General features: G+C 60.5%; 16 protein-coding genes. 4 read left to right on the forward strand and 12 right to left on the reverse strand.

The window, feature by feature from the left end; all coding sequences use genetic code 11:
• Window positions 1-3: 3 nt before the first annotated feature.
• Window positions 4-2,094, reverse strand: a complete 2,091-nt coding sequence (locus tag G449_RS0112010) for a methyl-accepting chemotaxis protein (RefSeq protein WP_022659562.1) — start codon at window positions 2,092-2,094, stop codon at window positions 4-6.
• Between the two features lie 301 nt (window positions 2,095-2,395).
• Between G449_RS0112010 and G449_RS0112015 the strand changes: the two genes are divergently transcribed.
• The 4 genes from G449_RS0112015 to G449_RS0112030 all read left to right on the forward strand — a co-directional run bounded on the left by G449_RS0112015 (window position 2,396) and on the right by G449_RS0112030 (window position 6,352).
• Window positions 2,396-3,661, forward strand: a complete 1,266-nt coding sequence (locus G449_RS0112015) for an Nramp family divalent metal transporter (RefSeq protein ID WP_022659563.1) — start codon at window positions 2,396-2,398, stop codon at window positions 3,659-3,661.
• Between the two features lie 207 nt (window positions 3,662-3,868).
• Window positions 3,869-4,885 (forward strand): ABC transporter substrate-binding protein, encoded by a 1,017-nt coding sequence (locus G449_RS0112020; protein WP_022659564.1) that lies wholly within the window; start codon window positions 3,869-3,871, stop codon window positions 4,883-4,885.
• A complete protein-coding gene (locus G449_RS0112025) occupies window positions 4,873-5,574 on the forward strand; it encodes a GTP-binding protein (protein WP_022659565.1) in 702 nt (233 codons plus the stop codon). The genes G449_RS0112020 and G449_RS0112025 overlap by 13 nt, the downstream gene beginning before the upstream one ends.
• Entirely contained in the window at window positions 5,564-6,352 is a 789-nt protein-coding gene (locus G449_RS0112030) for an ATP-binding cassette domain-containing protein (protein ID WP_022659566.1), read from the forward strand. The genes G449_RS0112025 and G449_RS0112030 overlap by 11 nt, the downstream gene beginning before the upstream one ends.
• Before the next feature lie 168 nt (window positions 6,353-6,520).
• On the opposite strand, the gene G449_RS0112035 is transcribed toward G449_RS0112030, so the two are convergent.
• The 11 genes from G449_RS0112035 to nadC form a co-directional block, all read right to left on the reverse strand.
• On the reverse strand, window positions 6,521-6,712 hold the full coding sequence (locus tag G449_RS0112035; RefSeq protein WP_022659567.1) for a hypothetical protein: 192 nt from the start codon (window positions 6,710-6,712) through the stop codon (window positions 6,521-6,523).
• A gap of 268 nt (window positions 6,713-6,980) precedes the next feature.
• On the reverse strand, window positions 6,981-7,985 hold the full coding sequence (gene hypE, locus G449_RS0112040; RefSeq protein ID WP_022659568.1) for a hydrogenase expression/formation protein HypE: 1,005 nt from the start codon (window positions 7,983-7,985) through the stop codon (window positions 6,981-6,983).
• Entirely contained in the window at window positions 7,985-9,076 is a 1,092-nt protein-coding gene (gene hypD, locus G449_RS0112045) for a hydrogenase formation protein HypD (RefSeq protein WP_022659569.1), read from the reverse strand. Before hypD ends, hypE begins: the two co-directional genes overlap by 1 nt.
• 189 nt (window positions 9,077-9,265) lie before the next feature.
• Window positions 9,266-10,321 (reverse strand): N-acetyl-gamma-glutamyl-phosphate reductase, encoded by a 1,056-nt coding sequence (gene argC, locus G449_RS0112050; RefSeq protein ID WP_022659570.1) that lies wholly within the window; start codon window positions 10,319-10,321, stop codon window positions 9,266-9,268.
• A gap of 94 nt (window positions 10,322-10,415) precedes the next feature.
• A complete protein-coding gene (locus G449_RS0112055; protein ID WP_022659571.1) occupies window positions 10,416-10,730 on the reverse strand; it encodes a DUF1844 domain-containing protein in 315 nt (104 codons plus the stop codon).
• A 100-nt stretch (window positions 10,731-10,830) separates the two neighbouring features.
• On the reverse strand, window positions 10,831-12,015 hold the full coding sequence (locus G449_RS0112060) for a pyridoxal-phosphate-dependent aminotransferase family protein (protein ID WP_022659572.1): 1,185 nt from the start codon (window positions 12,013-12,015) through the stop codon (window positions 10,831-10,833).
• A 15-nt stretch (window positions 12,016-12,030) separates the two neighbouring features.
• Window positions 12,031-13,212 (reverse strand): class I SAM-dependent rRNA methyltransferase, encoded by a 1,182-nt coding sequence (locus tag G449_RS0112065; protein ID WP_022659573.1) that lies wholly within the window; start codon window positions 13,210-13,212, stop codon window positions 12,031-12,033.
• 3 nt (window positions 13,213-13,215) lie between these two features.
• Entirely contained in the window at window positions 13,216-14,766 is a 1,551-nt protein-coding gene (locus G449_RS0112070; RefSeq protein ID WP_022659574.1) for a hypothetical protein, read from the reverse strand.
• A gap of 125 nt (window positions 14,767-14,891) precedes the next feature.
• Window positions 14,892-16,490 carry an L-aspartate oxidase gene (nadB, locus tag G449_RS0112075; RefSeq protein WP_022659575.1) on the reverse strand — a complete coding sequence of 533 codons (1,599 nt, stop codon included), beginning with the start codon at window positions 16,488-16,490 and terminating at the stop codon, window positions 14,892-14,894.
• Window positions 16,491-16,500: 10 nt separating this feature from the next.
• On the reverse strand, window positions 16,501-17,547 hold the full coding sequence (gene nadA, locus G449_RS0112080) for a quinolinate synthase (RefSeq protein WP_022659576.1): 1,047 nt from the start codon (window positions 17,545-17,547) through the stop codon (window positions 16,501-16,503).
• A gap of 188 nt (window positions 17,548-17,735) precedes the next feature.
• Entirely contained in the window at window positions 17,736-18,608 is an 873-nt protein-coding gene (nadC, locus tag G449_RS0112085; RefSeq protein WP_022659577.1) for a carboxylating nicotinate-nucleotide diphosphorylase, read from the reverse strand.
• Window positions 18,609-18,893: the final 285 nt, after the last annotated feature.

Here is an 18,893-nt window from a genome sequence, read left to right on the forward strand (position 1 = left end):
GTGTCAGCCGCGCTTCATGTCGGCCACCAGCTGGCTCAGCGTGTTGGCCTGAGTTGCCAGATCCGCCACAGAGCCGGAAGCGGCGTTCATGGCGTGGGCCGTCTGCTCGGAGCGCTCGTTGACCTCAAGAATGGACTTGTTGATCTCATCGCTGCTTGCGGACTGTTCCTCACTGGCAGTTGCGATGGCGCGCACCTGATCGGCTGTGGAAAGCGCGTTGTTGACGATTTCGCGCAGGGCTTCGCCCGATTTGTTGGCAAACGTTGTGGCGGTTTGCACCTGTTCAAGGGCGTTGTCCATGCTTTGCACGCTCTTGGATGTGCTTTGCTGGATGGCCGCAATGGCGTTGCCCACATCGTTGGTGGAAGCCATGGTTTTTTCCGCCAGTTTGCGCACTTCATCGGCCACCACGGCAAAGCCGCGCCCGGCCTCGCCAGCGCGGGCGGCTTCAATGGCGGCGTTGAGGGCCAGCAGGTTGGTCTGGTCGGCTATGTCTGAAATAACGTTCATGATGCGGCTGATGGCCTGGGCATGCTCGTTGAGCGTACCCATATCATCCTTGAGCGCCATGGAAACCGAGTGTACGCGGTCAATGCTTTGCAGGGCCTGCTGCACGATTTTTTCGCCGTTTTCAGCATTGGCTCTGGTCTGGTCAGACATGTCGGAAGCGGACGAGGCATTGCTCGCCACCTCGCGCACTGTGGCGTTCATCTGGTTCATGGCTGTGGCAGCATCACCGAGGCGCAGGGCCGACTCGCTCGAAAGGTGGTTGGCCTGGCCGATGTGGGCTTCAAGCTCGTTGGACGCGGAGGATACGACCTTCACCACTTCTTCCAGTTGCATGGCGGCAGAGAGCATGCCTTCTCGGCGGGCGTTTTCCGCCTCTTTGCGGGCGGCCTCTGCCTGCTCTGTGGCGGCTTTTGCCAGGGCGGTCTGCTGTTCGGCTTCCTCGCCTTTCTGGCGGGCGGTGGTGATCATTTCCTGCAGGTTGCCAACCATGTTCAGCAGGGCAGCGTGCAGCTCGGCCAGCTCGCCGTAAAACTGCCGGGCGTCAAGGTTCACGTTGAGATCGCCGGTGGCGACCTTGTCGGCCTCCTTAACAATAAGGCTCAAGGGCCGATTGATGGAGCGCGCTATGGCCCAGGCGATCAGTAGCATGATCAGGGCCACGCTGAGGGTAATGATCACGCTGGCGCGCACGGCGGTGTTGGTGGCCGCAAGAATTTCTTCCTCAGACTGGAGCATGAGGATCTTCCAGCCGTGCGGCGTGGTGAGCACATTGGCACGTACTTCGTGCCCGTTTACAACGGTTTGCAGCATGCCGTCCTTGGCGCCAAACAGCTTTACAAGGCCGGGATCCTGTATGTCCTTGCCAATGATCTTGCCCGTCAGATCCTTGTTGCGCGGGTCGCAGAGGATGCGCCCCGTGTTTTCGAGCAGCATGAAGTAGCCGGTCTTGCCGAAATTGAGTTCGGCAAAGCGCTGCGACAGGCCGTTGAGCGAAACGTCGATGCCCAGAACGCCTGTAAAGTCGCCCCGGCGTGAAAACATTTTGTGCGTGATGGCCACCACCAGTTCACCAGTGATGGAAAGGTAGCTGTCGGCCAGGCCGACCTTTTGCGACGAAGCCGCGCGCTGCGTGTACCAGGGCCGCTTGCTGGTATTGTAGCCAGCGGGCACCTTGGTATTGTCGGCAGAGGTCGCGTAGCTGCCGTCAGTGTAGCCTGCGTAGGCTTCCACGTAATCTTCGGAGCCTTCGTCAAGCCGCACCAGCGGCTGAACGGTTTTGAAGGCATCTACCGAAAGATCGGCCCGAAGAAAAACGTCCGCCTCTTTATTGTTGGAGAAGTTGGGGAAAAGACCCACAGCTTCAGCAATGTAAGGTTCCTGCGCCAGAAGGGCGACGTCGCGTTCAGCCCCGCTGATGAATGTTTCCACATAGTTGTTCATGAGGCGCAACTGGGTTGAGGAATTGGAAGTATAGCTTTCCTCGGCATTGTTGCGCATGGTCATGATCATAAAGGGCAGGGTGCCTGCTGCCATCACAATAATTGTAAAAAGGAATCCAAGAATAACGCGCAGTCTGATAGTCATAGCAAGGCTCCTGCTCAATCTGAAGTGGACTTGCGGCCAGTCTGGCGGATCTGACGCATAACATGACTATCGGTTTGTTTTTTGGAATCTTAACATCTGAAATACAAATGTAACATGAAAAAAACGACGAAGGCAGACACATACGTACTACCCCCCCGTGCGCGCAAAAGGGGCAGACCGCACTTGCCTGCGGCCCATGAGTGCGTATACCGTCAGATTGCAATACGTCAGCATCCGGTGTTGCTGCGCGGTCAGGCTGCACACCGCCGGTTAATCAAAATTAAAGATCGGGAAGGTTTGCATGAGTGCAACAAGCTTTTGGAGCAAGTGCAATGTGTCGGGCATTACCCACAAGGGCGAGGAGTTCCTCAAATTTGTGGGGCCTGGGCTGCTGGTGACAGTGGGTTTTATCGACCCCGGCAACTGGGCCGCCAATCTGGCCGCCGGGGCGGAGTACGGTTATTCCCTGCTGTGGATGGTGAGCCTTTCCACCTTTATGCTTATTGTATTGCAGCACAATGCGGCGCATCTGGGCATTGTGACGGGCAAGTGCATGGCCGAGGCCATAACGGAGTATTTTCCCTGCACCATTGGCCGGCTCGTGCTGTTTAGCGCCTTTGGCGCTTCGGTCATGACCAGCATGGCTGAAATCCTCGGCGGGGCCATTGCCCTGCGCATGCTCTTTTCCATTCCCCTGCCCATTGGCGCAACTCTTACGGCCCTTCTGGCTGGCGGCCTTTTGTTGTTCAATTCGTACACCAAGGTTGAAAAGTGGATCATCGGCTTTGTGTCGCTGATCGGCATTGCCTTTTTGTACGAGTTGTGGCTGGTGCCTGCCGGGTGGGTTCCCAAGGCTGCTGTGGGATGGGTGATGCCAGCCTTTCCCGAAGGTTCCATGCTGGTGATCATGAGCGTGCTTGGCGCGGTGGTCATGCCCCACAATCTTTTTTTGCATTCCGAAATTATTCAGAGCCGTCAGTGGAATCTTGAGGGCGATGCCTTTATCGAAAAAAGGCTCGACTATGAATTTTTTGACACGCTCTTTGCCATGCTGGTGGGTTGGGCCATCAACAGCGCCATGATTATTCTGGCTGCTGCGGTGTTCTGGACGGCGGGGGAACACGTGACGGAACTTGAACAGGCCCGCGACCTGCTCAAGCCCCTGCTGGGCGACAGCGCCTCGGTGATTTTTGCCGTGGCCCTGCTGTTTGCCGGGGTGGCCTCGTCCGTCACATCGGGCATGGCTGGCGGCATCATGACCTCGGGCATGGCTGGCGAAGCCTACAACACCAAGGACAAGCACAGCGTCATGGGCATTGTTGGCTCGCTGGGCTGCGGCCTTGTGCTCATTTGGCTGACCAGCGATCCCTTCAAGGGCTTGCTGCTTTCGCAGATGGCTCTTTCGGTACAGTTGCCCATCACCATGATTTCGCTGGTGGCGCTGACATCGTCCCCCAAGGTCATGGGCAAATACGCCAACGGCAAGGGCACAAAGCTGCTGCTCTACACGCTCGCAGGCATCGTGACCGTGCTGAACATCATGCTGCTCTTCAGCGCGCTGGATTAGCGACGCTTCGGAGACCACCCACCATATGTCCCGGACAGCGGACACAATATTGTATTGCCGTGCGGCTATAGTACAATATTGTTTGGACTCCGACTGAAGGTGAACTGTAAATTAAGATACATATCGGTATGTTGAGCAAGGCCTTTCATCGGCATGTTCCTTGCTCTACCCAGAGCGGTTCCCAAACTTTTTGCGGAAAGAGGCACCATGAAAAGGCTTGAACATCTCATGCAGGCATTGCAACAGCAGGAGGACATCCCCGTCATGGGCAAAACCGACCTGCTGCTTTATGCCCCCTGTCCGGTAAAGCTTGTGGTCAAGGAGCGCATCGAGGCCATTGCCGCAGCGGCAAATCCGCCTCTGACGGTGCATATTCCCATGGGCTGCACCTCGGTTGATCCTTACGACCCGCTGTATATGGAATCTGATGCAAACAAATTGCCCGCCGTTATCGCGTCCATTGGCTACGGCGACTTCTGGCGCGGCGAATTTGTGCGGCGTTTTGTCAGCACGGGCATATTTGAAAGCGTCCAGCCACGCGTGTTGAACCCCCTGTATGCCGATGCCGGGCTGATTGACCCTGCCGGGGCCTATACCATCTACGGTGTGACCCCGTACATTTTTCTGGTAGACCACAAAAAGCTGGACGGCCTGCCAGCGCCGAAAAACTGGGCAGACCTCATGAACCCCCGTTATCGCGGGCAGATTGTCATGTGCGGCGATGGCGACGACATGGCCGACGCCGTGCTGCTCAACCAGTACAAGGATTTTGGCGAACCGGGCGTTACCGGGCTTGCCGCCAACATCAAAAGCTTCATGCACTCCTCGCGCATGGCAAAGGTCTGCGGCACCGCCGCGCCCGATGCCGGGGGCATCTTTATCATCCCCCTGTTTTTTGCCGAGAGCACCAAGCTGCCGGAGCATGTGGAAATTGTCTGGCCCGAGGACGGCGCAGCCGCAAGCCCCCTCTATCTGCTGGCAAAAAAATCAGAAAAGGCGCGTCTGGCCCCGGTGCTGAACTTTTTTGCCAATGGCTTTGGCGGCATAGACAGCGCCGCCTGGTTCATCCCTGTGGACGGTTCGCGCCCCTCGCAGTTGCCCGCAGGGGCAAAGCTCAAATGGGTGGGCTGGGATTTTGTGGAAAGCAACGACGTGAACAGCCTGCGCGATATTTTGGCCTTGAAGTTCCGGCGGTTGCAGGCGGGCACGGCATGCGTCTCATAACCGTGGCGGGGCCGCCCGCGTGCGGCAAAACCTCGCTTGTGGTCAGGGCTGGCGCGGCCCTGAAGGCGCGGGGCGCGACCTGCGCCGTCATCAAGTTTGACTGCCTGCAAACCCGCGATGACGAACTCTACGCCGCGGCTGATATTCCCGTTTCCGTTGCGCTTTCCGGCGGGCTCTGCCCCGACCACTTTTTTGCCACCAATCTGGAAGAAGCCTTTGCCTGGGCCGCAGAAACCGGGGCCGACATCTGCATTATCGAAACTGCGGGCCTGTGCAACCGCTGTTCGCCGCATCTGCGCGGGGCCCTGGCCCTGTGCGTCATCGACAACCTCATGGGCATAGACGCGCCGGAAAAAATTGGCCCCATGCTGCGGCTGGCCGATGTGGTGGCCGTGACCAAGGGTGATCTTGTTTCGCAGGCAGAACGCGAGGTCTACCGCTACCGCATCCGGCAGATGAACCAACGGGCCGTTATCCGGCACGTGAACGGTCTGACAGGGCAGGGTTGCGCGGAGCTTGCCGCCATCATGGCCATCGCGCCGGACATTGCCTCCGTTACCGACATGCGGCTGCGCTTCGCCATGCCCGCAGCCATCTGCTCCTATTGCCTGAGCGAAATGCGCATTGGCGCGCGTTACCAGAAGGGCAACGTCAAAAAGGCGGAATTTGGAGAAGGTCATGGAGCGTGAAAATATGGAACTGGCCCTGCGCAGCCTGAGCCTGACCCCAGGCCGCGACAAGGCAGGCCAGCCGGAAAAAACGCAGATTCACTTCCGCCCCGGTGAAATCACGGCCCTGCTGGGGCCAACGGGCGCTGGCAAGAGCCGCTTTTTAAGCGATATTGAATCCCTTGCCGCAGGCGATACCCCAACTGGCCGCACCGTGCTGCTCAACGGCGCGGAACCCGATGAAGACACGCGCTTTGATCTGCAGGGGCGGCTGGTGGCCCAGCTGACCCAGAATATGAACTTTGTGCTGGACATGGGCGTCATGGATTTTTTGCGCACCCACGCCCTGAGCCGCGAGGTGCCAGACCCCGAAGCCGCTGCGGCCAGGGTTTTTGCCGCCGCCAACGAACTGGCTGGCGAATCCTTTGGCGGGAGCACGCAGCTGACCCAGCTTTCCGGCGGGCAGTCGCGCGCCCTGATGATTGCGGATACTGCCCTGCTCAGCTGGTCGCCCGTGCTGCTCATTGACGAAATTGAAAACGCCGGAGTGGACAAGCGTAAGGCCCTTGATCTGCTGCTGGCATCGGACAAGATTATTGTCATGGCGACGCACGATCCCGTGCTGGCCTTGGCGGCAGACAGGCGGCTGGTGTTCGAGCAAGGGGCCGTGGCCGCTGTGCTGGCGCGCACCCCGGCGGAAGACGCCCTGCTGGCCCGACTGGAAGATATGGAACGGCACTGGTCTGACGTGCGCGAGGCCCTGCGCAAAGGGGCGGATATGTCGCCCTGGGGTATTTAATTGGTATTTTTCGCGTTGGAAGCGCCCCACACCAATAGCCAGTTGTTTTACTTGCAGTTTTGTCAGGCCTTATCTGAAAGAGGGGCAAGAGCAGAATGCGCAACGTGTAAAATGCAGAGGCCGTCCCAAGGGACGGCCTCTGCATTTGCATATCTTGTGCAGCGAAAATTATTTCTTTTCAAACATCTCGATCTGGGCAACCACCATGCGGCTGAACACGGCGGCAATGCTCTCTGCATCCACAGTGGCGGAGCCGGAACCGGCAAAGGCTTCGGCCACCTTTTGCGCATTGCTCACCATGGTGGAAAAAATCTGCGGGGTCACAGTAGCGTTCATGGCGCGTTGGTAGGTGGAATCCATATTTTTTCCTTTCAGGCAGGGGACTCCTGCTTTTGGTTGAAATAAAGACAACAGTTTCAGGGGCTTCTCCGTAACTATCTCTGCTTTCGAATTGTTTTGGCAAATTGTTTTAATAAATTATTCTGGGCTGTTGGCACTACGAGGAGTTTTGTTTCCTGCCAAGGAAGAAAGCCTTTTTATCGAGGGAGCGTAGCTCTGAGGCTACTCGACCGGAATAAAAGGCTTTCTAACGTGGGCAGGGGGCAAAAGAGCCATAGTGGCAGCAGGCCTAACAGATGCGGGGCAACTGCGCGCCCTCAAGCATGCCCAGCAGGCGGCGGCCCCCGATGCGGGTTTGCAGCGCCACCTGGGCCTTGCCTTCCGTTACCGTGCCGATGCGGGCCGCTTCCTTGCCATAGGGCGAACGGCGCATGGCCTCAAGGGCTGCTTCGGCGCTGTTTTCGGGCACGATGCAGATGCACTTGCCCTCATTGGCAAGGTACAGAGGATCCATGCCGAGGAAGGAACAGCCGTTGCGCACGGCTTCGTGAACGGGGACGCTGGCCTCGTCAAGCAGGATGGACACCTGCGACTGCTCGGCGATTTCGTTGAGCGTGGTGGCAAGCCCTCCGCGCGTGGGGTCGCGCAGCACATGCACCTCGCCCACGGTATTGATGATGTCTTCAATCATGTGGTTGAGCGGGGCGGAGTCCGAAGCCACGTCCGTAAGGAAGGACAGGCCTTCGCGGCTGCCCATGACCGTGAGGCCGTGGTCGCCCATGGCTCCGCTGACCAGCACCGCATCGCCGGGCCGGGCATTGTGGCCCGAGGGCGAGGGCGAGGCAAACACCTGCCCGATGCCTGTGGTATTGATGAAAATCTTGTCGCAAGCACCGCGCGGCACGACCTTGGTATCGCCCGTCACAATGCTCACGCCCGCCTCGCGAGCTGCCGCGCCCATGTCGGCCACGACGCGCTCAAGGGTTTCGAGGGGCAGGCCTTCTTCAAGAATGAATCCGCAGCTCAGGTAGCGGGGCCGTGCGCCCAGCATGGCAACATCGTTGACGGTGCCGTGCACAGCCAGACTGCCGATGCTGCCGCCTGCGAAAAACAGGGGCGTAACCGTGTAGGAATCGGTGCTCATGGCCAGCGGGCCGGAGATATCGGTCAAAAGCGCCGCATCGTCCATGCGTTCCAGCAGGGGATTGGCAAAATGGTGCATGAAACACTGGGCAATAAGGCGCTGCGAGGCTCTGCCGCCGCTGCCAGCATCAAGAAGAAGGCAATCGTCCATTATCGCTCCGAATATTTAAAGTAGGCCGCGCAGCTGCCCTCGGTGGAAACCATGCAGGGGCCAACGGGATTGGCGGGGGTGCAGCGCTTGCCGAAAAGCGGGCAGTCCGGCGGGGTAATGCGTCCTTTGAGCACATCACCGCAGCGACAGCCGGGCAGGGGGGGGACGTCCGGCAGGGTGAGGTCAAGGCGCTTCATGGCGTCCATGCTCTCATATTCCGGGCGCAGGGTCAGGCCGCTCTGGGGTATGCGGCCTATGCCGCGCCACAGGGCGTCCGCCGGTTGGAAAAACTGTTCCAGCAGGGCGCGGGCGCGGGGGTTGCCCGTGTCGTCCACGGCGCGGGGGTAGGCATTGACCACATCGGGTTTGCCGTCGCGCATCTGCTCGGCCATGAGGCAGAGGGCCAGCAGAATGTCGGCGGGCTGGAAGCCGCCCACGATGCCGGGAACATGAAAATCGCGCGCCAGAAAGGCGTAAGGTTCCAGCCCAAGAATGGTGGAAACGTGCCCCGGCAGCAAAAAGGCTTCCACGCCGCACTGGCTGTCTTCAAGCAGGATGCGCAGGGCAGGGGGCACAAGCTTGTGCAGGGAGAGCACGCAGAAGTTGTTCAGCCCGCGCTGCTGGGCGGTGAGCAGTGTGGCTGCCACGGTAGGGGCGGTGGTTTCAAAACCAATGCCCAGAAAGACCACCGTGTCGCCGGGGTTGGCCGCCGCAAGGGTCAGGGCGTCCAGAGGCGAATAGACAATCTCAACCCGCGCCCCTTGGGCCTGAGCGTGTTTGAGGCTGAGGCCGCCGGGGCCGGGCACGCGCAACAGGTCGCCAAAAGTGGCTATGATGACGCGGTCGCGGCCCGCAAGCTCAAGAAAGGCGGCTACTTCCGCATCGTGCGTGACGCATACGGGGCAGCCTGGGCCGGAAAGGTGCGTTACCGATTTGGGCAGGAGCGAGCGCAGGCCGCTCTGGAAGATGGCAACTGTATGGGTGCCGCACACTTCCATGAAGCGCATTGTGCGACCATCAAGGGCGCGGTTAAGGCGATCAAGAAGGCTGTGGCACAGTTGCGGATTCTGAAAGGCGGTTTCCAGTTGCATGGGCATTCCTTTTTTGCGGCCCGCAGGGGATCGGCGGGCAAAACTCTGGCGGCATTCTCCGGGGCAAAGGCTCGGCCATTACTGGCGGTTCCGGCAAGGAGAAAGGCTTTTTACCTGCAACGCATGTGCTGCATCCAGCAGGAATAAAAAGCCTTTCTGCCGAGCCGTAATAATCGTGTACGTGTAGGGCTAGGCCAGCGGGGCCAAAGTGTTGAGGCCCGTTTCTACCGGCAGCCCGCACATGAGGTTGGCGTTGGCCATGGCCTGACCGGATGCGCCCCTGCACAGGTTGTCGATGGCGGAAACGATGATGAGTCGCCCTGTCCGGGGGTCTACCACAAGACCAAGGTCGCAGAACATGCTGCCGCGCACAAAACGCGTTTCCGGCAGCGCCCCCTTGGGGAGAATGCGAATCCACGGGCTGTGTTCCCACGTGCGGGTAAAGACCTCGCGCACTTCGTCCAGGCTGATGCCGGGATTTTTGAGCTTGGTGTAGATGGTGGACAAAATGCCCCTGTTGGTGGGCAGAATGTGCGTGTTGAACGAAACCCGCAAGTCGTGGCCCGCCAGCAGGCTGAGTTCCTGCTCGATTTCCGGCGTATGCCGGTGCGTGGGCAGGCCGTAGGCGCGGAAATTGTCGGAAATTTCGCAGAACAGCGTAGGCACAACTGCCTTGCGGCCAGCTCCCGTGGCCCCGGATTTGGCATCCACCACGATGTCGTCTGTATGCACGAGGTCGTTCTTGATGGCGGCGTACAGGCCCAGAATCACCGAGGTGGGGTAACAGCCGGGGTTGGCGATAAGCTTGGCGCCCGCGATTTCAGCGGCATACAGTTCGGGCAGGCCGTACACGGCCGTGTGCAGCAGATCAGTGCACACGTGCTCGCGTTTGTACCATGTCGCATATGTTTCTGGGTCTCGCAGGCGAAAATCCGCAGAGAGGTCAACAACCTTCACCCCGGCGCGCAGCAGCATTTCAGCCATATCCATGGCTGTGCCTGCGGGCACGGCAAGAAAAACCACGTCGCACTGGCGGGCGGCTTCCTGCGGGTCAAAAACGCTGATGACCACATCCGCGCCGGGCATGTGGTTCAGAAAAGGATAGAAATCCCCCAGCCGCTTGCCGGATTCCGCCCGCGAACAGGCCATGGCAAGCCTCATGGAAGGATGGCTCACGAGAAGCCGCGTCAGCTCCATGCCCGCGTAGCCGGTAATGCCCACCAGACCCACATTGATTGTCTTCATGCCGCCGATCCTTTGGAAACTATGGTCAATGGTAGTGACGGGGCCGCGCCGCGCAGACGGCAGATTGCCGCTGGTCGTGCCGCACCGCAGTGCCTCAAGCTTTTTTTGACTGACAAGCGCAGTCCGGGCCGCACTTCATGACGAACTTCATGCGCAGCTCGTACAAAATGCTTTCCAGCAGATTTCGTTCCTGTTCTTCCAGCCCGTTTTCGGTCTTGGCGCGCAGCATTTCCAGCACGTCAATGCTGTGCTTTGCCAGTGGCAGGCTTGTTTCCGTGTCGCCGGTTTCGGGATTGGGCACTTCGCCCAGATGCACCAGAGCTGATGACGCCAGCGAAATGATAAAGGTCGAAAACGTCACTTCCGGCATGGGGCCATCGGCCTTGCAGCCGCAGTTATTGTCACTCATGGCGACCTCGTGGCACGTAAACGGTTACGGTAACAGCAGTTTGCGCCAAATGCTTGCGTTCAACATACAAGCTTTTACCGCCAGCGCAAGAGCTTGCGCCCTAGCTGTGGATCAGCGGCAGCGGCTCGCCGGGTTTGCCCGCCAGAGCCATGCGATAAGCGGCCAGCGCTTCTTCAAGATAGTCACGCGAGCCGCAGTGTCCACCCGCTTCAATGATGCCCCGGTTAAGGGCATGCAGCCCTGCCACCAGATCGGCCCAGTCCACCCAGCCCATATGGCCTATGCGCACCATCCGGCCCTTCATGTGATCCTGACCGCCAGCCATGCACACGCCGTAGTTGTCCATGGCGATGCGCAGCACCTCGGTGCCGTCAACGCCCGCAGGCAGCATGACGCTGGTGATGCCCCAGGCAAAGTGGGTTTTGGCGTAAAGCTCAAGGCCCATGGCGGCAACTCCCGCGCGTGCCAGCATGGTCAGCGCCCACTGCTTGGCGTAAATGGCTTCAAGCCCGTTTTCCAGCAGCATTTCAAGGCTTTCGTCCAGGCCGACCACAAGGTTCACTGCGGAGGTGAACAATGTCTGCCCTTGGGCGATCTTGGCCCTTTCCTTGGGCAGATTGAAATAGAAGCAGCCGGGCGTGATGCTTTCGGCCCTTTTCCATGCGCGGGGCGAGAGCGCCAGCAGCGCAAGGCCGGGGGGCAGCATGAGGCCTTTTTGCGAGCCGGTGACAAGGCAGTCGATACCCCACTGGTCCATGGGGCAGGGCGCGAGGCTCACGGCAGAGATGCCGTCCACCAACAGCAGGGTGTCGGTATCGCGCGTGATGCGGGCCACTTCTTCCACAGGGTGCAGGACGCCGGTGGAGGTTTCGGAGTGCTGGATAAGCACCGCCGCGATGCCCGGATCGGCCTTGAGGGCCGCCGCCACGTCCTGCGGGTTAACGGCTTCGCCCCACGGCACTTCAATGGTGGTGACTTCAAGCCCGCGTGAAACCGCGATCTCGCGCCAGCGCTGACCAAACTTGCCGCCCTCGACCACCAGTACCCGCTGGCCGGGGGTAAACAGACTGTACACCGCCGCCGTCATGGCGCCCGTGCCGGAACAGGAAAGGGGCAGAACCACATCGCCCGTGCCGAACAGCACGCGCAGGCGCTCCTGAACCCGGCCCATCACGGCCTTGAATTCGCTTTTGCGGTGGTGGATCATGTCTTTGGCAAGCACAAGACGCACGCGCTCCGGCAGAGGCGTGGGGCCAGGGGTGAGCAGGCGGACTTTGTTCAGCATGTCAAATCCTTCTAGTTACGCGCCCACTTGGGCGATAAAGCACTTCAGATAGGCCGTTTCGGGCATGGCGGCGTGGATGGGATGATCCGGCCCCTGGCCCCCGGCAAAAAGAATACGGGCATGCAGTTTGCGCTTGGCGGCAGCCTGCGTCAAGCAAGCGCGCAAAGACTGCGTTTCAAGATGGTGCGAACAGGACGAGGTGGCAAGTATGCCCCCCGGCGCCAGCAGTTGCACCGCGAGGTCATTGGCCTGCTTGTAGGCCGCAAGCCCGAGGGCCGCGTCCTTGCGGCGCTTGATGAAGGCCGGGGGATCAAGGCTGATGGCCTGAAAACGGCGGCCCTCGTCGCGCATCTGGCGCAGCAGGTCAAAGGCGTCGCCGCACAGAGTCTGGGCTTCGCAGCCGGGAGCGTTGGCCCTGGAGTTTTCTTCCGCAAAGGCGAGCGCCTGGGCCGAGGCATCCACAAAGGTGACGGAGCGCGCGCCCGCAGCCGCAGCGGTAACGCCGAACCCGCCAACATAGCTGAAAATATCCAGCACATCGGCATCCTTGGCATAGCGCGCCAGTTCCGCCCTGTTGGGGCGCTGGTCGAAAAACCAGCCGGTTTTCTGGCCTGTGGCGCAGGGCGCGAAAAAGCGGCAGCCGTTTTCCGGTACTTCCAGCCTTTCGGGCAATTGCCCTTCGCTCTGCTGCTCGCGGGAGAGGTTTTCAAGCCCGCGCGCGGCAAGGTCGTTGGCCCAGAGAATGGACGTGGGATGCAGCAGCGTGTGCAGGGCGGCTGTGAGCGCTTCGCGCCTTTGCTCCATGCCCGCAGTGGTGACCTGCACGGTCAGGTGGTCGCCGTAGCGGTCAATGACCAGACCGGGCAAAAAATCGCCCTCGCCGTGGCAAAGCCGATACCAGGGGCCGGGGTAGAGGCGCTGGCGCAGGGCCAGTGCCGATTCCAGCCTTTGGGCCAGCAGGGCCTCGTCCAGCTCCACATCGGGCTTGCGGCTGTGCAGGCGGGCGCAGATAAGCGAAGCAGGATTGACGTACACGCTGCCAAGAGGCGCGCCGCGCCAGTCGCACAGGGTTGCGGCTTCGCCGGGGGCAAAGTCGGTAAGCGGGCTTTGTTTTACGTCCACCTCATTGGCGAAAATCCAGAGGTGCCCGGCGCGCAGACGCCGATCTTCATTTTTTTTGAGACAGAGTTTGCGCATATGTTACTTTCCCGCTGCTTCGGCGGGGGCGGATGTTTTGGCGGTTTGCGCCGCAATGGCGTTGATCTGTTCTTCCAGCGTTTTCTGACCGGCAACGGCGGTACAGGTAAACAGCGCGCCGGGGTCGTTCAGGGCGGCCAGTATTTGCAGAATACCTATGCGCTGGCCTTTGGCGCTGGCGGCTTCAAGCTGGCCGGGGCGTTGCACAAAGGTCAGCAGGGCCTGACGGATGGCGTTGTTCTGCGGGGTGGGGACGAGATCCATCCCCTTGTCCAGGGTCTGGTGCAGGGCCGTGGCCGCTGCGCGCCCATCGTGGGAAAGATTGAGGCCAACCCAGGCCAGCGCGCCGTGATCCTTCACGGCGAGGTGCAGATCGCTGAAGCTTTGCATCAGCAGGGCCTGCTCGCTGGTGCTGATGATTCCGGCATCGTACAGGGTGAATGAACAGTCCACGTCCGCGAGGCCTTCGGCCTTGATGGACATTGTTTTTTTGTGCGAGGCAGTGCTCAGGCCAAGGCTTTCAAAGGTCATGCTGGCCTTGAGCGCGGGCATGGCAAGGCCGGAAGCCTCCTCAAGCAGACTTTTGGAGGCCGCAAGATCGCGAATAAAGCTGGTTGTGTGGCGCGGCGAGTTGGAAAGCCAGTCAAAACCCACGCTGCCAACAGTCACGCTGCCGTTTTCCACGGCAAAGGTCATGCCCGATGCGCGCACCTGCCGCACAAGGGGCGGGTCGGCAGCCAGAATTTCTTCCACCACCGGGCCAAGGGCCTTAACGGCTGCGTCCATGTCGCTTTCGCTCATGGCGGCTGTGTCCATAAGGCGGTGCAGCAGGCCCAGCTCCGGCAGGGTGAGGCCGTTGGCTTCAAAGCTCGCCATGCGCATGCTCTCGTGCCCATCGAGGCGGCTCTGCATGTCTTCGATGCGCATATGCTCGACGGAAGCGCCGTCCCATCCCTTGATCAGCGATTCTTTAATGGTCAGCTGGGTCAGGCCTTCCTTGCCGGGAAGGCTGACGCTCAGAAAAAAGCTGTGCGCCTTGTCTGCACCCATGAGGTACGTGGCGGCCAGTGCGTCAATGGGGGCTCCGTCAAGAAAACGGGCCACAAGTTCACTCTGGCTGCGCAATTCGTCAATTTCTTCACGCTGCACCGAGCCTCGGGCCTCGGGTGTGCGCAGGGCCAGATTGCGCAGCACGATGTTTTCGGCCACGGGCATCATGCCCACATCCTTCAGCACCATGGGCCGCAAGGGGGTGTAGGCCAGCAGCATGCGCATGGGAATGCGGAGCGAAACCTCCGCCACTTCATACGCAAGGGGGCCCTGGGGCGTTTCACCGCGCAGGCGCAGGCCGTACAGCGTCAGGGTGCGCGAAAGGGGCGAAAATTCCACCCTGTCCACCGCGGCCTGCGTGGATATGCCGTCGCCGGAGATGCCGATGCTCTGGATGCCCCTCTGCACCTGCCCCTCCACCAGAGGGCTCAGGCCGAAAAACAGACCCAGAAAACCCGCCGCGATCAGAATCACCACGGCGGCAGGCAAATATGCTTTTTTCATTCAGGTTTCTCCAGCTTCAAAACTTCAGTGGGCAAATCGCAGTTGCAGGCATGCGCCGCGCAACGCAGACATTCAGCCGATTTTGCTAAAAAGTGTTCAGGCAAGGGCCGTGGCCGACATGCACTTTAATCCACCCGGTGGTGGCAGCCAATACTTACCTTGTTGCGCAACGCGGCCTGCGTGATGATATACGAGGTCTGCGAGCCGTGGAAAAGATCCACCAGCCGCCGCGATATGCGTGTGCGCTTGTAAAAGTCGTGGATATGCCGCACAAGGTCGCGCATATCTTCAAAGGCGCGGCGCAGGCGCGCCTCTGTGCGGGCAATGCCCACATAGTTCCACATGGTATTGCGGATGTTTGTCCAGTCCTGAGCCACAAGGGCCGGGTCGTCCCTGCGTTCGTCGCCTTCATGTTTCCAGTCGGGGATGGCGGAGGCCAGAGCCTTGGGCAGGCCGCTTTCGGCCACCACGCGGTGGGCCAGATCCTTGCCGCTGCTCACGCCCCATACCAATGCCTCAAGCAGGGATGTGCTGGCAAGGCGGTTGGCCCCGTGCAGGCCGGTGCAGGCGCATTCGCCGATGGCGTAGAGTCCGTGCAGCGAGGTGCGGCCATGCACATCGGTGAGTACGCCGCCGCAGAAGTAGTGGGCCGCGGGCACGACGGGGATGGGCTCCTTGAGGATGTCGATGCCGGCCTCGCGGCACTTTTCGTATACGGTAGGAAAGCGCGTGGGCACGTCCTGCTCCACGCCGCTCACGTCCAGATAGAGGCAGGGCGCGCCGGTGTGCAGCATCTCGTCCATCATGGCCTGGGCCACCACGTCACGCGGGGCCAGGTCGCCCCTGGGGTCGTGGTCGAGCATGAAGGCGCGGCCCTTGCTGTCAAGCAGGCGCGCGCCCTCGCCGCGCATGGCCTCGGTAATGAGCGAGCGGCGGTTGCTGCGTTCTTCGTACAGCGCGGTTGGGTGGAACTGCATGAACTCGAGGTTGGCAAGGTCAACGCCTGCGCGAAAGGCCATGGACATGCCCGTGCCCACGCAGCCGGGCGCGTTGGTGGAGTGCAGAAACACCTGCCCCACGCCGCCGGTGGCAAGCACTGTCCAGTCCGCGAGGATTGTTTCCGTCTCGCCGGTTTCTTCATTGAGCACGTACGCGCCGAGGCAGCGGTTGCGCACTTCATATCGGTACTGCGAGGCCTTGGCGTGGTGGTGGCTGGTCAGAAGGTCGATGGCGGCGCGGCGGTGCAGCCGCGTGATGCGCGGGTGCGCCAGCACCTGGGCGGTGAGGCCCTCCATGATGGCCCGGCCCGAAAAATCGGCGCAGTGCAGAATGCGCTGGGTGGAATGCCCGCCCTCGCGCGTGAGGTTGAACGTGCCGTCCTCGTTGCGGTCAAAGGGTACCTGGGCGCGCTTGATGAGCACCTCATCCACGCACTGTGGCCCTTGCGCGCACAGAAAGCTGACGGCCTTGTTGTAATTATAATTGTGCCCTGCAACCAGAATGTCCTTTTCCAGCGCTGGCGCGTCCGAGGGATGTTCTGGCGTGGGATTTGCCTGATAGATGATGCCGCCCTGGGCAAGCTCGGAGTTGCCGTCAGCCAGCCGGTCTCCGGCGTTGAGCAGGAGAACGTCGCAGCCGGAATCGGCAAGGGTAAGTGCAGCGGTGCATCCGGCAACGCCCGAGCCGATGATCAGCACGGGCACATGACGGCGAATAGAATTCACGGCGCAAACCTCAGTTACCGCAAGCTTCAAGCATGCGGGTTAGGGAGAGACGGGCGGGGGGGCAGAGGTTCTCCTCAATGTGCAGAGGCGAGGCTGCTCCGGCGGCTACGCTTTGCAGCGTGGTCAGAAGCTTCTTTTCCGTAACCTTGGCCATGTTGCTGCAAATGGCATGCCCCAGCGGCAGGATGCGGCACTGGCCCGCATGGCGCTCGGCCAGACGGTACACAAGGTTGTTTTCCGTGCCGACAACAAGGGTCGTGCCCGGTTCTTCGGCGGCTACGCGGGCCGCCTCCTTGATAAGATATGACGTGGAACCAGCGCCGTCGCAGGCTTCAATGACTTCCTGTCTGCATTCGGGGTGGGCGATGACGCGGCAGCCGGGGTATTCGGCGCGGATAGCTTCCACATCATCGGGTTCAAAGCGCGCGTGGATGGCGCAACAGCCGGGCCAGAGCAGCAGCTTGCGGTCAAGGGGCTGGGTTTCTGGCTGTACCAGCCCCGCAGCGCCCACGCGCAGCACATGGCGTTCCTCTTGGCTGATGCCCAGGGTTTCGGCGGTATTGTTGCCCAGATGCCTGTCGGGCAGAAAGAGCACGCCGTCGCCCTGATCCAGCGCCCAGCGCAGCATGATCTTGGCATTGGCCGAGGTGCAGACCGCGCCGCCAAATTCGCCCACCACGGCCTTGAGGGCCAGATCGGTGTTGACGTAAGCCAGCGGAATGATCTTGCGGCCTGTGGCTGCGAGCTGCTCCAGCACCTTGCGGGCCAGAGGGGCCGGGGTCATGCGCGACATGAGGCAGTCTGCGTCCAGGCTGGGCAGATGCACGCTCTGGCCGGGCTTTGCCAGCAGGGCCGCGGATTCCCCCATAAAATAGACGCCGCAAAAAACAATGTGGGCCGCGTCAATGCCGGGAACGCGGCGGGCAAGCTCCAGCGAATCGCCGGTGATGTCGCAGTGGCGCACCACGTTATCGTTCTGGTAGTGATGCCCCATTATACACAGATTCGCGCCAAGCTGTTTTTTCAGGGATGCGATTGCAGCGCTTGTGTCTTGCATTTCAGGTTCCTCAGCAGGCAGTATGAAAAAAGAAGTGGCAAATGCGGAATTTTGTTCCGGTGATGTCACTGTGTTGTCGCAATGTCGCCGTATGGTTGCCGCCGTGGGTCAGCGTGTTGTTTTCACGGCTGGCGGTTTGCGGTGTGTGGGAGTATGGCAGCGGAACGCGGGCATGGCTGTTGCTGCGGCTACACTGTCAGCAGGGTCATGCTGAAATCTGCCGACACTGCGGAATGGGTCAGACGCCCCACAGAAATAAAATCGGGCCTGCGCGGCTCGGTGAGCGCAAGGGCACGGATGGTATCCAGCCGCACGCCGCCGCTCACTTCCGTTTCGATGGAGCGGGGCACAAGGGCGAGAGCCTCGGAAAGGCGCTGGCCGTCCATGTTGTCCATCATGATGCGGTCAGCTTTGGCGGCTACCGCTTCGCGCACATGGGCAAGGGTTCGGCACTCCACCTCGATGGGCGGGCAGGGCGCGTAATGCGCGCGCAGTTTGGCAACCGCCGCAGTGATGGAACCAGCGGCATCGATGTGGTTGTCTTTGAGCATGAGCATTTCGGTCAGGTTTTTGCGGTGGTTGTGCCCGCCGCCCGCCTGAACGGCGTACTTTTCGATCCAGCGCAGACCGGGAGTGGTTTTGCGGGTATCGAGCAGACGCACGCCAGTGCCTTCCAGTTCACGCACATAGCGGGCCGTGAGGTTGGCAATGCCCGAAAGATGGGTGATGAAGTTCAGAATGACGCGCTCGGCCTTGAGCATGGCCGTGGCCGGGGCCGAGATGTGCGCAACCTCTGTCATGGAGGGCACGGAGGCGGCTTCCCTGACCAGTGCGCGCCACGTAAAAGGCGCGCCGAGGCTTTTGAAAACGGCGCCAATAACAGGCAGGCCCACAACCAGGGTGTCTTCCTTGGCGCGGATTACGGCGTTCATGGAGGATTCTGGGGCAAAAAGTCCCAGAGCGGTCATTTCAGGGCCGTCTTCCTCAAGAGCGAGGTCGATGGATTTTTGGAGTAGCCGCTGACCTTCGGGAGAGAAAAATGCGGCCCAGGGCGTGAACATTGCGCTTGTCCCCATTTCTTGCACGTGCTAAGTGGAAACTCGCCCGTCAGGGCGCGCGTTGCACACGCTGCAAGACTGTAAATATGGCCCGATTGCGGCGGTTGCCCAATACGGGTGTGGTGTAATAGATAGAATGCCCCGTGTTTCGCGTCAAGCAGCCGGGACTTCATGAGTTTTTTCACAAGCATGAAGTGCTGGTGACAATCACGCGTTTTTTGCTTAACAGTCGGCAGTGTTTTGCGGCTGGCTGCCGGGGAAAGGCAAAAAATTACCCCGGATTGCCGT

This window comes from Desulfovibrio desulfuricans DSM 642 (assembly GCF_000420465.1).
In the GTDB taxonomy this organism is placed as follows: domain Bacteria; phylum Desulfobacterota; class Desulfovibrionia; order Desulfovibrionales; family Desulfovibrionaceae; genus Desulfovibrio; species Desulfovibrio desulfuricans.